Origin of the sequence: Haemophilus parainfluenzae, from assembly GCF_003252795.1 — a bacterium.
GTDB classification, from domain to species: domain Bacteria; phylum Pseudomonadota; class Gammaproteobacteria; order Enterobacterales; family Pasteurellaceae; genus Haemophilus_D; species Haemophilus_D parainfluenzae_K.
Genome location: NZ_QEPQ01000002.1, coordinates 190,152 through 203,827, shown reverse-complemented (window position 1 = coordinate 203,827; position 13,676 = coordinate 190,152). Strand labels below are relative to the sequence as shown.

15 protein-coding genes are annotated in these 13,676 nt (G+C 39.7%); 4 read left to right on the top strand and 11 right to left on the bottom strand.

Annotated features, from left to right (window positions below):
- Nucleotides 1-2: 2 nt before the first annotated feature.
- Together DPV81_RS03455 and DPV81_RS03450 are read right to left on the bottom strand one after the other, a co-directional pair.
- Complete coding sequence (locus DPV81_RS03455; RefSeq protein WP_049373194.1) at nucleotides 3-2,171, bottom strand: heavy metal translocating P-type ATPase; 2,169 nt, start codon at nucleotides 2,169-2,171, stop codon at nucleotides 3-5.
- On the bottom strand, nucleotides 2,158-2,367 hold the full coding sequence (locus DPV81_RS03450; RefSeq protein ID WP_049356372.1) for a heavy-metal-associated domain-containing protein: 210 nt from the start codon (nucleotides 2,365-2,367) through the stop codon (nucleotides 2,158-2,160). The genes DPV81_RS03455 and DPV81_RS03450 overlap by 14 nt, the downstream gene beginning before the upstream one ends.
- Before the next feature lie 80 nt (nucleotides 2,368-2,447).
- Between DPV81_RS03450 and cueR the strand changes: the two genes are divergently transcribed.
- Nucleotides 2,448-2,834, top strand: coding sequence for a Cu(I)-responsive transcriptional regulator (cueR, locus tag DPV81_RS03445; protein WP_005699815.1), 387 nt, complete (start codon nucleotides 2,448-2,450; stop codon nucleotides 2,832-2,834).
- Nucleotides 2,835-2,836: 2 nt separating this feature from the next.
- On the opposite strand, the gene metJ is transcribed toward cueR, so the two are convergent.
- A complete protein-coding gene (gene metJ / locus DPV81_RS03440; RefSeq protein ID WP_005696757.1) occupies nucleotides 2,837-3,154 on the bottom strand; it encodes a met regulon transcriptional regulator MetJ in 318 nt (105 codons plus the stop codon).
- 227 nt (nucleotides 3,155-3,381) lie between these two features.
- On the opposite strand from metJ, the gene aqpZ reads away from it, so the two are divergent.
- Entirely contained in the window at nucleotides 3,382-4,071 is a 690-nt protein-coding gene (gene aqpZ / locus DPV81_RS03435; protein WP_049373191.1) for an aquaporin Z, read from the top strand.
- A 109-nt stretch (nucleotides 4,072-4,180) separates the two neighbouring features.
- On the opposite strand, the gene galU is transcribed toward aqpZ, so the two are convergent.
- The 8 genes from galU to DPV81_RS03395 all read right to left on the bottom strand — a co-directional run bounded on the left by galU (nucleotide 4,181) and on the right by DPV81_RS03395 (nucleotide 12,825).
- Nucleotides 4,181-5,068: a UTP--glucose-1-phosphate uridylyltransferase GalU gene (gene galU, locus DPV81_RS03430; RefSeq protein WP_111386777.1), complete on the bottom strand. Its 888-nt coding sequence runs from the start codon at nucleotides 5,066-5,068 to the stop codon at nucleotides 4,181-4,183.
- Between the two features lie 221 nt (nucleotides 5,069-5,289).
- Nucleotides 5,290-5,481 (bottom strand): carbon storage regulator CsrA, encoded by a 192-nt coding sequence (gene csrA, locus DPV81_RS03425; protein WP_014064854.1) that lies wholly within the window; start codon nucleotides 5,479-5,481, stop codon nucleotides 5,290-5,292.
- Between the two features lie 78 nt (nucleotides 5,482-5,559).
- Nucleotides 5,560-8,184: an alanine--tRNA ligase gene (alaS, locus tag DPV81_RS03420; protein ID WP_111386776.1), complete on the bottom strand. Its 2,625-nt coding sequence runs from the start codon at nucleotides 8,182-8,184 to the stop codon at nucleotides 5,560-5,562.
- 187 nt (nucleotides 8,185-8,371) lie between these two features.
- Nucleotides 8,372-8,797, bottom strand: coding sequence for a universal stress protein UspA (gene uspA, locus DPV81_RS03415; protein WP_005698692.1), 426 nt, complete (start codon nucleotides 8,795-8,797; stop codon nucleotides 8,372-8,374).
- Between the two features lie 103 nt (nucleotides 8,798-8,900).
- Complete coding sequence (pepP, locus tag DPV81_RS03410; RefSeq protein WP_111386774.1) at nucleotides 8,901-10,193, bottom strand: Xaa-Pro aminopeptidase; 1,293 nt, start codon at nucleotides 10,191-10,193, stop codon at nucleotides 8,901-8,903.
- 12 nt (nucleotides 10,194-10,205) lie between these two features.
- The gene (locus DPV81_RS03405) at nucleotides 10,206-10,754 is read right to left on the bottom strand and encodes a YecA/YgfB family protein (RefSeq protein WP_005698612.1); all 549 of its coding nucleotides are present in this window, start codon (nucleotides 10,752-10,754) and stop codon (nucleotides 10,206-10,208) included.
- 111 nt (nucleotides 10,755-10,865) lie between these two features.
- Nucleotides 10,866-12,512, bottom strand: a complete 1,647-nt coding sequence (groL, locus tag DPV81_RS03400) for a chaperonin GroEL (protein WP_005696764.1) — start codon at nucleotides 12,510-12,512, stop codon at nucleotides 10,866-10,868.
- A 22-nt stretch (nucleotides 12,513-12,534) separates the two neighbouring features.
- On the bottom strand, nucleotides 12,535-12,825 hold the full coding sequence (locus DPV81_RS03395; RefSeq protein WP_005629492.1) for a co-chaperone GroES: 291 nt from the start codon (nucleotides 12,823-12,825) through the stop codon (nucleotides 12,535-12,537).
- A 169-nt stretch (nucleotides 12,826-12,994) separates the two neighbouring features.
- On the opposite strand from DPV81_RS03395, the gene ureA reads away from it, so the two are divergent.
- Both ureA and ureB read left to right on the top strand, forming a co-directional pair.
- Nucleotides 12,995-13,297 carry an urease subunit gamma gene (gene ureA, locus DPV81_RS03390; protein WP_049356356.1) on the top strand — a complete coding sequence of 101 codons (303 nt, stop codon included), beginning with the start codon at nucleotides 12,995-12,997 and terminating at the stop codon, nucleotides 13,295-13,297.
- 70 nt (nucleotides 13,298-13,367) lie between these two features.
- Nucleotides 13,368-13,673, top strand: a complete 306-nt coding sequence (ureB, locus tag DPV81_RS03385; RefSeq protein WP_005629499.1) for an urease subunit beta — start codon at nucleotides 13,368-13,370, stop codon at nucleotides 13,671-13,673.
- Nucleotides 13,674-13,676: the final 3 nt, after the last annotated feature.

Sequence of the window (13,676 nt, the reverse complement as noted above, 5' to 3'; positions counted from 1 at the left end):
TCTTATTTAATTTTCACTCGTTTTAACCGCAATGCATTGAATAGCACCGAAAGCGAACTCATTGCCATCGCTGCCCCTGCTAAAACAGGACTTAAGTAGCCTAATGCCGCAAGTGGAATACCTAGTACATTATAAATCAAGGCAAAGAATAAATTTTGTTTTATATTCGTTAATGTTGCTCTGGAAATCATTAATCCATCAACTAACTGATCCACCGAATGCTGCATGAGTGTCGCCGATGCAGTTTGTTCTGCAACATCAGAACCTGATTTCATCGCAAAGCTTACGTTAGCCATTGCTAATGCGGGTGCATCATTCACACCATCACCAACCATTGCGACCACTTTGCCTTGCTGACGTAATCTCTCAATATAAGCCGCTTTATCACGTGGACTACAATTGCCTCGTGCAGTTTTCACACCTACTTGCTGGGCAACATAATCAACGACAGATTGCTGATCGCCACTCATTATCACCACATCAATATTATGTTGGTGTAAGCGTTGAATCGCTTGCAAACTATCCTCTTTTAGACTGTCTGCTAGCGCAAATGCACCGATTGGACTGTTATCTACAGATACCGCAACAACACTCGCGATTTGCCAAATTTGAGGCATATTATCTGGTAAGGTTAATTCACAATAAGTCAGTTTACCTACTTTAACCAAACCAACTCCTTCAATGTGAGCAGATATACCCTGCCCCACTTCTGAATGAACCGAAAGTGCGGTCGGAATTTCAAGTGATTTTTCCTGTGCAGCCAGGACTATCGCTTTAGCTAAAGGATGATTGGCATTTTGCTCAACGGAAGCCGCAATGCGATATAAATCTTCCTCAGAATAGACCGCACTTTGTGGTTGCCAAACAGCGGCAATTTTGAGCTTTCCTTGAGTTATCGTTCCTGTTTTGTCTAATACCACCGTATCCACATGCGCCGCCTCTTCCATAGATGCCGCATCTTTAAACCAAATCCCTGCATTGACTGCTTTTCCCATTCCCACCATTATGGCAGCAGGTGTGGCAAGCCCTAATGCACAAGGACAGGCAATGACTAACACAGCAACCGCATGAATTAAAGCGGTTACCAAATCTCCTTTTATCCACCAGGTTAATCCAAATGTCATTACGGAAATCAATAACACGGTAGGCACAAATACAGCTGAAACTTTGTCAGCAAAACGAGCAATAGGAGCTTTTGTACCTTGCGCCTCGGAAAGCGCTTTCATCATATCGCCCAATAGCGTTTGCTGTCCGAGTTGATTAGCTCGATAAATAAGACTACCTTGTGTCACCATTGCCCCTGCAAGCACAGGGCTTTGAGACATTTTTTCTAATGGGTGAGATTCACCGGTTAAATGACTCTCATCGCACCAACCACTCCCTTGTTCAACAACACCATCCGCGGCAATACGTTCACCTTGATTAGCCCGTAAAATATCGCCTATTTTTACTTGATCGAGAGAAATCGTCTCCCAATGATTTTCACGTTGAACACTGACTTGTTTTGGGGTGAGTTGTAATAATAGCCCTAAACTGTTTAAGCTTTGTTTCTTCGTTCTTTCCTCAAGAAATTTCCCAAGGCTGACGAAACCGATGACCATCACCGATACTTCAAAATAGACATGAGATGCGCTATCATGCCCCATTGACTGATAATAAAACAGCATAAAGACCGAATAGAGATAAATCACCAACGTACCAGTACTCACGAGTACATCCATATTGGCCAAACCACCTCGAATACTACCAATCGCACCTTTATAAAAAGGAATGGCTAACCAAAGTTGCACAATGCTCGCAAGAACAAATTGCCACATTGGTGGTATCATCCAAGAATGATGATTAAACATCATCCCGCTCATTCCGATTAAAAAAGGAATGTTAATGAACAAAAGCAACCATAAACGCGGACTAATCTTCGTTTCATTAGGTGCGCTAGGCAGCACATTTTGCTTTAGAATGCCCTTATATCCCGCTTTTTGAATAATTGTCAAAATATCTTGTTCTGAAGCCTGAGATGAATCAAATACTACGTGCGCTTCCTCTGCCGCAAAATTCACGCCCGCGTCAGAGACAAAATCATTTCGATTCAATACTTTCTCAATCCGATTAGCACAGGATTGGCAGGTCATCCCCTCGATTTGAATGACTATTTTTTTATTCTGTTGCATCAAAACCTGCCTCTTCAATTGTTTCAATTAATTGTGCAATACTAACCGCACTTTCATCAAAGGTAATCACCGCTTTACCGTCATCAAGTGTTACAACAGCTTTTTCTACGCCATTAAGCTCTTCCAACACTCTTGTAACGCTTTTCACACAACCACCACAAGTCATCCCTGTTACATGTAATGTAATTGATTTCATATTTACTCCTTAATTATTGATATAGATTAAAATTGAGTTTACTATAAACCTTAACATAAGGTTAAGGTCAAGGATTTTTTATGAACATCAGTGAAGTGGCAAAATTAGTCGGTTTATCAAGTAAACAAATTCGGGATTATGAAAAGTCCGGCTTATTAAAACCAGCACAGCGAAGCCTTTCCGGTTATCGCCATTATGAAGAAAAGGATTTAGAACGACTACGTTTTATTCGTCACTCTCGAGATGTTGGTTTTTCCCTCCAACAAATTCACCAACTTTTGCAATTACAAGATAATCCCAATCGTAGTAGCCGAGAAGTTAAAGCACTTACGACGCAGCATATTAAAACATTGAATGAGCAAATTCATCACTTGCAAAAAATGGTAGAGGAATTGGAGCGATGGCATAACGCTTGTCAGGGCAATGATTGCCCTGAATGCAGTATTTTGGAAGGATTAAAAGGATAAAATTAATATTCCCAGCTTTCAGGATCAATGCCTAAATCACGCATGATTTCTTTGGCATTTTCAGGAATCTCATCATGGCGTTCTTTCATTAAATCCGCATCAGTCGGTAATGGCTGACCTGTAAAAGCATGTAAGAACGCCTCACAAAGCAATTCACTGTTTGTTGCATGGCGCAAACTTTTCAGCTGACGACGAGTACGCTCATTCGTCAAAATTTCCAATACTTTAATCGGAATCGAAACGGTAATTTTTTTGACTTGTTCGCTCTTTTTGCCATGTTCTGCATAAGGGCTAATATATTTGCCATCCCAGTTTGCCATAATGCACCTTAAATAACCTGATAATTTATCCGTATTTTAATGAAAAATAAACAAAATGACAATCTAGACGTCTAAAAGTATAGCATGCTATTTCCCTTACATTTACTTACAAACATTTACAATAATTTGCAGAACTAAAAACCATTACTTTTGACTAAATGCCTGTTGCATACGCAATACATTATTGTTATTTGAAGATAACGACATATTTAATATTGAGGTCTATTATGTCAAAAAAACTTTTTGCTGAATTTTTCGGTACATTTTGGTTAGTTTTCGGTGGTTGTGGTAGTGCAATCTTTGCTGCTTCTGTCAACCTAGGTATCGGTTATGTGGGCGTTGCATTTGCCTTCGGTTTAACCGTATTAACCATGGCTTACGCTGTAGGTCACATTTCTGGTGGTCACTTTAACCCTGCTGTAACACTTGGTTTAGTGGCTGGCGGTCGTTTCTCTGCGAAAGATGCTCTTCCATACATCATTTCTCAAGTTGTTGGTGGCTTACTAGCGGGTGCTGCACTTTACCTTATCGCATCAGGTAAAGCGGGCTTTGATGTGACTGCAGGTTTCGCATCTAACGGTTACGGTGAGCATTCTCCTGAAGGTTATTCTTTAGAAGCGGTATTTGTAGCAGAAGTATTATTGACCGCATTCTTCTTATTAATCATCATGGGTTCAACTCATAAAAATGCAGCTGCAGGTTTTGCGCCAATCGCAATCGGTTTAGGTTTAACCCTAATCCACTTAATCAGCATTCCTGTATCAAATACCTCTGTAAACCCTGCTCGTAGTACTGCAGTTGCGGTATTCCAAGGTACTTGGGCAATCGACCAATTATGGTTATTCTGGGTGGCACCGATTATCGGTGGTATTTTAGGTGGTATTATCTACCGCACTTTATTAGCGAAAAATAATTAAGATTTCGTTTCATAGAAAAAAGAAGGTATCGTGTGATGCCTTCTTTTTTATTTATATATTTGTAATCCAAATATATAAATAAAAACCACCTTTCGGTGGTTTCAGTCAATTATAAAGTTTTTGCAAGATCTTTTAGGAAAGCTTTAAACTCTTTGCCTAATTTATCATGACGAAGACCATATTCTACAAAGGCTTCCATATAGCCAATCTTGTCACCACAGTCAAAGCTTCTGCCTGTCATATGGAACGCTTCAACGATCTCTTTCTCAATAAGCATATCAATTGCATCCGTTAATTGGATTTCATCACCCACACCAACTGGTGTTTTTTCTAATAAATCCCAAATCGCCGCAGAGAATACATAACGACCTACAACGGCAAGATTTGATGGCGCCTCATCAACAGATGGTTTTTCAACAATGCTATCAATTTTAACGCTATCACCGCCTTTTAACTCTACACCACCACAATCCGCGATACCATAGCTACTCACTTCATCAGCAGCAACAGGCGCTACCATAATTTGGCTTGCTTGTGTTTCTTTAAAACGTTTAATCATTGCTGAAAGATTTTCTTTCTTTTGATTTGCCGTAAAATCTGCTAAAAGCACATCAGGTAACACCACTGCAAATGGCTCATTTCCAACAACTGGACGACCACATAACACCGCATGACCTAAACCTTTCGCATTGCCTTGACGAACATGCATAATTGTTACATCTTTAGGGCAAATAGAACGCACCTCTTCTAGAAGCTGACGTTTAACACGCTTTTCAAGCATGGTTTCCAACTCAAAAGACGTATCAAAGTGGTTTTCAATCGCATTTTTAGAAGAATGTGTAACTAACACGATTTCTTTGATACCAGCAGCCACACACTCATTCACAACATATTGAATCAGAGGCTTATCCACAAGCGTTAACATTTCTTTTGGAATCGCTTTTGTTGCTGGCAACATACGGGTACCTAAACCAGCTACGGGAATAATAACTTTCATTGATTTTCCTTTTTGTTTTAATATGGAATGACCACACTTCTATACTAAAAGTGCGGTCATTATTTATTAAATTTTGATAGATTTAAGTTGGAAAAGTTCCTTCTCTACCTTTATAACTCAAATTTCCGTTATTTAAAATCTTGCAAACCAATGGGTTTAATTTTTGAAAAAACGTTAATTAAATTATAAATAGAATGTAAAACATTCATAAAACTCTAGGTCTAAGATGCCTCATCTATATGTTCATCTTTTGACTGCAGAATTCGTTGGTAAATTTCCTCTCGGTGAACGGATACTTCTTTAGGCGCTTGCACACCGAGTTTGACTTGGTTTCCACGTACACTCAAAACCGTGATAGAAATATCGTCTCCAATGAGAACACTTTCGCCAACTTTTCGAGTTAAGATTAACATCTTTTATCTCCTTAGTTTGCATTTATTAGATATCCCTATCAATCAAGTAAAGATCGGCATCCCACCGACCTGCTTGTACTACAGATTATTGCTTAACCAGTTTTGTGCGACAGTTAATGCTAGATTCACATTTTCTGGTTGGGAGCCTCCTGCCATTGCCATATCAGGGCGACCACCGCCTTTCCCACCAACTTGCTGAGCCATTAAATTCACTAGCTCACCAGCCTTCACTTTAGTAGTTAAATCGCTTGTTACGCCAACGACGAGGTTGACTTTATCATCTAAAATAGATGCAAATACAATTACGCCTGAACCAAGTTGATTTTTTAAATCATCAACCATCACACGTAACGATTTAGTTTCAATTCCGTCTAGTTGATGTACGATTACAGAAACATCATTAATTTTAACCGCACTTTTCACTAAATCGGACCCCGCTTGCATTGCGGCTTTTTCTTTTAATCCTTGTAATTCTTTTTCTGCTTTCTTCGCTTTATCTTGAAGTTGCTGAATTTTCTCAACAAGGGTATTAACGTCAGATTTAAATAAATCTGCACTTTGAGTAAGAATGCGTTGTTGATTATGTAACCAATTAATTGCATTTTCACCCGTTACCGCTTCAATACGACGAACACCTGCTGCAACTGCAGTTTCCGCCACAATTTTAAATAAACCGATATCACCGGTACGTTTAGCATGAATGCCACCACAAAGTTCAACGGAGAAATCACCCATTGTTAAAACACGTACCACATCAGCATATTTTTCACCGAATAACGCCATTGCACCTTTTGCTTTTGCTGCTTCGATATCCATTACGTCCGTTTGAACCACAAAATTCTCACGTACTTTTTGGTTTACCAACGTTTCAATTTCGTTAAGCTGTGCTTTGGTAATCGCTTCCGGATGAGCAAAGTCAAAACGTAATGCCGTATCAGATACTAACGATCCTTTTTGCACTACATGGTGACCTAAAACTTGACGCAATGCGGCGTGTAATAAGTGTGTTGCAGAATGGTTAAGTGACGTTTGATGACGTCTTGCTGTATCTACAACCGCATTGACTGTTTGTCCGACTTTTAAAGTACCTTGCTCTAACTCACCAATATGACCAAATACTTGACCATATTTTTGAGTATCTTTTACATTAAACTGAACATCTTGAGAAGTTAAATAACCGCTGTCACCAATTTGACCACCTGATTCCGCATAGAATGGAGTATTATCTAAAATCACCACGGCACTTTGGCCTGCAGTAATACTCTCTACTGATTTTCCATCATGGAAAAGTGCGGTCACTTTGGCTAAAGATTCTGATTCAGTATAACCTTCAAATTTTGTTTCGCCTTCTACACGAATAACATTGTTGTAATCCATGCCGAATTGGCTTGCAGATTGTGCGCGTAAGCGTTGTGCTTCCATTTCACGCTCAAAACCTGCTTCATCAATTGCAATATCACGCTCACGACATACATCTGCTGTTAAATCAAGTGGGAAGCCATAAGTATCATAAAGTTTAAAGGCAACTTCACCTGACAACACACCATCTTTCACTTGAGTAAGCGCATCGTCTAATAAGCTTAATCCGCGTTCTAATGTACGAGCAAACTGTTCTTCTTCTAAACGAAGTAATTTTTCGACATTCGCTTGTTTTTCCTTAACTTCTTTGCCGGCTTCAGCCATGACTTCAATTAAGGTTGGCACAAGTTTGTAGAAGAAGGCTTCTTTTGCCCCTAACAAGTGACCATGACGTACTGCACGACGGATAATTCGACGTAATACATAACCGCGACCTTCGTTTGATGGAATTACTCCATCTGCAATTAAATATGCACAAGAACGAATGTGGTCTGCAATTACGCGTAATGATTTATTGGTTAAATCTGTTGTTCCTACGATTTCTGCCGTTTTCGCAATTAATTTTTGGAAAATATCGATCTCATAGTTAGAGTTTACATGCTGTAATACGGCAGAAATACGCTCTAAACCCATTCCGGTATCAACAGATGGACGTGGTAGTTTTTCCATTGTGCCGTCGGCTTGACGGTTAAATTGCATGAATACCACGTTCCAAATTTCGATATAGCGGTCACCATCTTCTTCAGGTGAACCTGGAGGCCCACCCCAAATGTGATCACCGTGATCGTAGAAAATTTCAGTACATGGACCGCAAGGACCTGTGTCCCCCATTGCCCAGAAGTTATCTGATGCATAAGGCGCGCCTTTGTTATCACCAATACGAATAATACGCTCTGCTGGCACACCGACTTCTTTATGCCAAATATCATAAGCTTCATTATCGGTTTCGTACACGGTTACCCATAATTTTTCTTTTGGTAACCCAAGCCATTGTGGAGAGGTTAAAAACTCCCACGCAAAATTAATCGCATCATGTTTGAAATAGTCGCCAAAGCTGAAGTTGCCGAGCATTTCAAAGAAAGTATGGTGACGCGCCGTATAACCGACGTTTTCTAAGTCATTATGCTTACCACCTGCGCGCACGCAACGTTGTGCAGTTGTCGCACGTGAGTAAGGACGTTTATCCATACCAAGGAACACGTCTTTAAATTGGTTCATACCGGCATTAGTAAAAAGCAATGTCGGATCATTTTCAGGCACAAGCGAACTACTTGCGACGACCTGATGTCCCTTGCTATGGAAAAAATCAAGGAATGACTGTCTAATTTCTGCTGTTGTTTTCATTGATAAAACCTTGTGTCTCTATCTCGATCACGATTTATAAAAAAGCTCACTATTCTTGCATATTTTGACCTAGAGAAAAAGGCTTTTTCACTGATCTTAAAAAAGAAAACCGCACTCTACTGCATTAATTGAGAAGTGCGGTTAAAATTTACGTTATTTTAATAGGGCTAAAAATAATTTTTGATCACTATTCGTCGCGAAGTGGCACAACCAACATATCAATTTTAATGGTATTCATCACTTGACGTGTTGAAGACATCAATTTACTCCAGAAATCTTGGTGATGACCTGTCACTAGTAGATCTACATCATACTGATCAATAGCGTCTGTCAAAACTTGACCTAAATCACCGCTACCGCTCAATTTTTCTTTTATTGGATAACCAGCATGTTCGGCTAAATTAATTAGCGCTTTTTGGGTTTCGCTCGAGATTCTATCTTGCATTGATGACATATTGACATCAATTAAACCAGTATAGAGATCCGAGAAGTTTACATCTACATGAATAATGGAAAGTTGCGCATCATTACGTTTTGCAATTCCCACGGCTTTTTTGAGTAGAAATTCACTTTCGTCAGAAAGATCTACCGCAACTAAAACGTGTTTGTACATAATCGACTCCTTACTGATTTGATTGGTCTTTTTTATCTAACAGTATATTAGCACCTTAACTGCACAAAAAACTTGCACTAGATCACAATTTTGAGAATTCTTCTCAATTTTTCATTAAATTTTCAATATCCTCGATTTCTTTTGGTGCCGCCGCAGTCAGATTTTTATTGCCATATTCAGTCATTAGCAAATTATCTTCAATACGCACGCCAATGCCTTTATATTGAGCAGGCACATCTGCTTCTTCAGAAATATAAATGCCCGGCTCAACGGTGATGATCATCCCCACTTCAAGCGTGCGACTACGCTCATCATCATAGCGACCAACATCGTGCACATCTAAACCAAGCCAATGGCCTAAACCATGCATATAAAATTGGCGATAGGCTTTTTCTTCAATCAGCTTATCCACATCCCCTTTCAGGATGCCTAAATCTACCAAGCCTTGAGTTTTAATACGAATCACTTCGTCATTCGCCAGTTTAATCGAATTTCCTGGCACTAATAGCTCAATCGCACGTTTTTGTGCTTTTAAGACTAATTCATAAATCTCACGTTGAGGCTGAGTAAATTTACCATTCACCGGGAATGTACGTGTGATATCCCCTGCATACATAGCAAATTCACAGCCTGCATCAATTAACACAAGATCACCATCTTTTAATGGTTGATCATTTTCGGTGTAATGCAAAATGCAGGCATTATCACCGCCAGCAACAATGGAATTATAAGAAGGAAATCTTGCGCCGTGACGATTAAATTCATGTAAAATCTCGCTTTCAATTTCATATTCAAAACGATTTGGACGAGTCACTTGCATCGCTTTAATATGTCCGAACGCTGTAATTTGTCCCGCTTGTTGCATTAAACGAATTTCGTTTGGAGATTTGATTAAGCGCATTTCACTTAACATCGGCTGCCAATCAAAAACAGCGTAAAATTTCACCGCACTTTCAGCTAATAATTTATCTCCCCAAGGATGACGATCGGCCACATGATAAAGTGCGGTCAATTTTTCCGTTAATTTTGGAAATTCAGATTTAAAATCATCGATAGAATAGGCTTCATCAACATTGAGTTTTTGCGGTGCGCGCTCAACGCCTAATCGGCGACCATTCCAGGTTTCAAGCAAAGGATCTCGCGGACGAAGAAATACAACCGTCTTTTCCGCATCTTCCGTTTTAATCAATAACAACGCTGCATTTGGCTCATTAAAACCCGTTAAATACCAGAAGTAACTGTCTTGACGGAAAGGAAAATCACAGTCGTTATTACGACGTTTTTCAATTTCGGAAAATAGCAATAAAGCAGAATTTGGCTGCATTTGTGCGAATACTTTTTGACGACGTTCTGTAAATTCCTCTTGCGGTAATGCCGCCATATATGCGAGATCCATGTTTCGCTCCTTTTAATGTAATATCGGTTTTATTTCTTGTGCATCATCGTTGAAATGGGTATAAAAAAGCATAGCAATGGTGCGAACATATTCAATAATTTCTTCTAAGGCTTCGGCAAGCTCTTCTTCGTCATCATCTTCTTCATAACCAAGCTGACAAATATCTTGTAAATCATCTACCGCTTCGCCAATTTCGCCTTTTTCTTTATCCAATTCTGTTTGAACAAGACCTAAACCCAGTAAAAATTGGTTTGCCCAGTCTGATAAGCTGTCAGCACGTGCAAACACGCTCTCATCTTCTGTTAAGCCCAATTCAAAATCAAACCCTTCCACATCCGATAAGGTTTTACCAATCTGCTCATAAATTTCGGTAATTGGTTGAATTAATGCTGTTGGATAAGCGTGGTTATCGTTACTGAATTGATATAAAAGCGGTAACCAGCTTTGATCTTTCAGTCCACCACAAATTAAGCCGCTCAAAAAACCATGTAATTCAGTTGCATTAATACCAATACCGGCAGATTTGAGTTGTTGATTGAGTTCAGTTTGGGAAATTGTCATTGTTATACCTATAAAATCATCGAAAGCTGTTAAAGTGTAGCACCACACAAATAAAAATGCGATCGCATTTCTATAAAGAAAAACGATCGCACTTTCTTTTGCAAAGGGGAATTACATCATTCCGCCCATGCCTCCCATACCGCCCATTCCGGCAGCACCTAAATCGGCTTTATCATCTTTTGGAAGATCAGTAACCATACATTCTGTGGTGATCATTAAGCCCGCTACAGAAGCTGCGAATTGTAACGCAGAACGAGTGACTTTAGTTGGATCTAGAATACCCATTTCGATCATATCGCCGTACTGTTCGGTACCTGCGTTATAACCAAAGTTTCCTTCACCATTTTTAACCGCACTTGCTACAACAGATGCTTCTTCACCTGCGTTAGTAACGATTTGACGAAGTGGCGCTTCCATTGCACGTAATGCAAGTTTGATACCTACATCTTGTTCTTCATTATCACCTTTTAAGGTTGCCGCGACTTTGGTTGCAGCACGAACTAATGCAACACCACCACCTGCAACGATACCTTCTTCAACCGCAGCACGTGTTGCGTGTAATGCATCATCCACACGATCTTTTTTCTCTTTCATTTCAACTTCTGTTGCTGCACCAACTTTGATTACAGCCACACCGCCAGCAAGTTTAGCTACGCGTTCTTGAAGTTTTTCTTTGTCATAATCAGAAGTAGATTCTTCGATTTGCTGACGAATTTGAGCCACACGACCTTTAATTTGGGCCTCATCACCCACACCATCAATGATCGTGGTGTTGTCTTTGTTGATGACAACACGTTTTGCTTGACCTAAATCTTCTAATGTCGCTTTTTCAAGTTCCATACCGATTTCTTCAGAAATCACAGTACCTGCAGTTAAGATCGCAATATCTTGTAACATTGCTTTACGGCGATCACCAAAGCCTGGCGCTTTCACTGCTGCTACTTTCACGATACCGCGCATAGTGTTAACCACTAAGGTTGCAAGTGCTTCACCTTCGATATCTTCAGCGATAATTAATAATGGTTTACCCGCTTTTGCCACACCTTCCAATACTGGAAGTAATTCGCGAATGTTTGATACTTTTTTATCCACTAAAAGAATGTATGGGTTATCTAATTCAACCGTTGCTGTTTCTGGTTTGTTGATGAAATAAGGTGATAAGTAACCACGATCAAATTGCATCCCTTCCACAACCGCTAATTCATCGTCAAGGCCTGTACCGTCTTCTACAGTAATCACGCCTTCTTTACCCACTTTTTCCATTGCTTGAGCAATTAATTGACCCACGATGCTGTCTGAGTTAGCAGAAATTGTACCAACTTGTTCAATCTCTTTAGAGGTTTCGCAAGGTTTAGATAAATTTTTAAGCTCAGAAACAACCGCACTTACCGCTTTATCGATACCACGTTTTAAATCCATTGGATTCATACCCGCAGCCACAGCTTTTAAGCCTTCATTTACGATAGCTTGAGCAAGAACTGTCGCGGTAGTTGTACCGTCACCGGCTGCATCATTGGCTTTAGAGGCAACCTCTTTCACCATTTGCGCACCCATATTTTCAAATTTATCTTCTAATTCAATTTCACGTGCGACAGATACACCATCTTTAGTGATGGTTGGTGCACCAAATGATTTATCTAAAATGACATTACGACCTTTAGGGCCTAGGGTCACTTTTACTGCATCTGCTAATACATTCACGCCTTTAAGCATTTTTACGCGTGCATCGTTGCCAAATTTTACGTCTTTTGCTGCCATTTTCTTTTTTCCTTAATTTAAATTATTCCACAATCGCCAAAATGTCGTTTTCAGAAATGATTAACACTTCTTCACCATCTATTTTTTCACTTTTCACGCCATAACCATCATTGAAAATGACTGTATCGCCAACTTTTACATCTAAAGGTTGAACGGTACCATTTTCTAAAATACGACCTTTACCCACTGCCAATACTTTCGCACGGGTTGATTTAGTCGCCGCTGAACCGGTTAATACGATACCGCCAGCTGAACGAGTTTCTACTTCTTCACGTTTAATGATTACACGATCGTGTAAAGGACGAATATTCATGATTAATTTCCTTCTTAAAAATTAGTTAATTCACTCCCTATATAAGGAGGTTTTTTATGATTTCAAGGGGTATTATTAAAAAAATCGAATAAAATATTTTTCCTATTCTGTCGTTTTTTACGTAAAATTCAGCCCGTCTTGCATAATAAACAAAAAAAGGAATAACGATATGCATTTAACATCAAGAGAACAAGAGAAATTGATGCTCTTTTTAGCCGGTGAGCTAGCCGCAAAACGCAAAGCACGAGGCGTAAAATTAAACTATCCTGAGGCAATTGCGTACATTGCAAGTCATTTACAAGAAGCGGCGAGAGATGGCATGAGTGTGGCAGAAGTGATGCAATATGGTGCAACGCTACTCACTGTTGAAGATGTGATGGAAGGCGTCGCCGAGATGGTACACGAAGTTCAAATTGAAGCAACGTTCCCTGATGGCACGAAGCTTGTTACTGTGCACAATCCGATTAGATAAAAGAAAATTCCCCCTCTTTAGCAAAGAGGGGGCTTTCATAAAAATTTTAAAATAGAAGGATTTAAATAAAATGATCCCAGGTGAATACCAATTAGCTGAAGGCGATATTATTGCCAATGTCGGCAGAAAAACCGTCACAATCGAAGTAACCAATTCAGGCGACCGTCCAATCCAAGTCGGTTCCCATTACCATTTCTTTGAAACCAATAATGCCCTTAAATTTGACCGCACTTTAGCGCGCGGAATGCGCTTAAATGTTCCCTCTGGCAATGCAGTGCGTTTTGAACCCGGTGAAGTAAAATCGGTAGAATTAGTCGCTTTTGGAGGCTCGCAAACCATTTACGGCTTCCATAATCAAATTGATGGCAAATTATAAGGT

Excerpts from the sequence above, each read along its gene's own strand:
- DPV81_RS03395 (WP_005629492.1), bottom strand. The coding sequence starts at position 12,825 with ATGAATATTCGTCCTTTACACGATCGTGTAATCATTAAACGTGAAGAA.
- metJ (WP_005696757.1), bottom strand. The coding sequence starts at position 3,154 with ATGGCAAACTGGGATGGCAAATATATTAGCCCTTATGCAGAACATGGC.
- galU (WP_111386777.1), bottom strand. The coding sequence starts at position 5,068 with ATGAAAGTTATTATTCCCGTAGCTGGTTTAGGTACCCGTATGTTGCCA.
- csrA (WP_014064854.1), bottom strand. The coding sequence starts at position 5,481 with ATGTTAATCTTAACTCGAAAAGTTGGCGAAAGTGTTCTCATTGGAGAC.
- ureA (WP_049356356.1), top strand. The coding sequence starts at position 12,995 with ATGCATTTAACATCAAGAGAACAAGAGAAATTGATGCTCTTTTTAGCC.
- DPV81_RS03455 (WP_049373194.1), bottom strand. The coding sequence starts at position 2,171 with ATGCAACAGAATAAAAAAATAGTCATTCAAATCGAGGGGATGACCTGC.
- DPV81_RS03405 (WP_005698612.1), bottom strand. The coding sequence starts at position 10,754 with ATGACAATTTCCCAAACTGAACTCAATCAACAACTCAAATCTGCCGGT.
- alaS (WP_111386776.1), bottom strand. The coding sequence starts at position 8,184 with ATGAAAACAACAGCAGAAATTAGACAGTCATTCCTTGATTTTTTCCAT.
- pepP (WP_111386774.1), bottom strand. The coding sequence starts at position 10,193 with ATGGATCTCGCATATATGGCGGCATTACCGCAAGAGGAATTTACAGAA.
- groL (WP_005696764.1), bottom strand. The coding sequence starts at position 12,512 with ATGGCAGCAAAAGACGTAAAATTTGGCAACGATGCACGCGTAAAAATG.
- uspA (WP_005698692.1), bottom strand. The coding sequence starts at position 8,797 with ATGTACAAACACGTTTTAGTTGCGGTAGATCTTTCTGACGAAAGTGAA.
- aqpZ (WP_049373191.1), top strand. The coding sequence starts at position 3,382 with ATGTCAAAAAAACTTTTTGCTGAATTTTTCGGTACATTTTGGTTAGTT.
- DPV81_RS03450 (WP_049356372.1), bottom strand. The coding sequence starts at position 2,367 with ATGAAATCAATTACATTACATGTAACAGGGATGACTTGTGGTGGTTGT.
- ureB (WP_005629499.1), top strand. The coding sequence starts at position 13,368 with ATGATCCCAGGTGAATACCAATTAGCTGAAGGCGATATTATTGCCAAT.
- cueR (WP_005699815.1), top strand. The coding sequence starts at position 2,448 with ATGAACATCAGTGAAGTGGCAAAATTAGTCGGTTTATCAAGTAAACAA.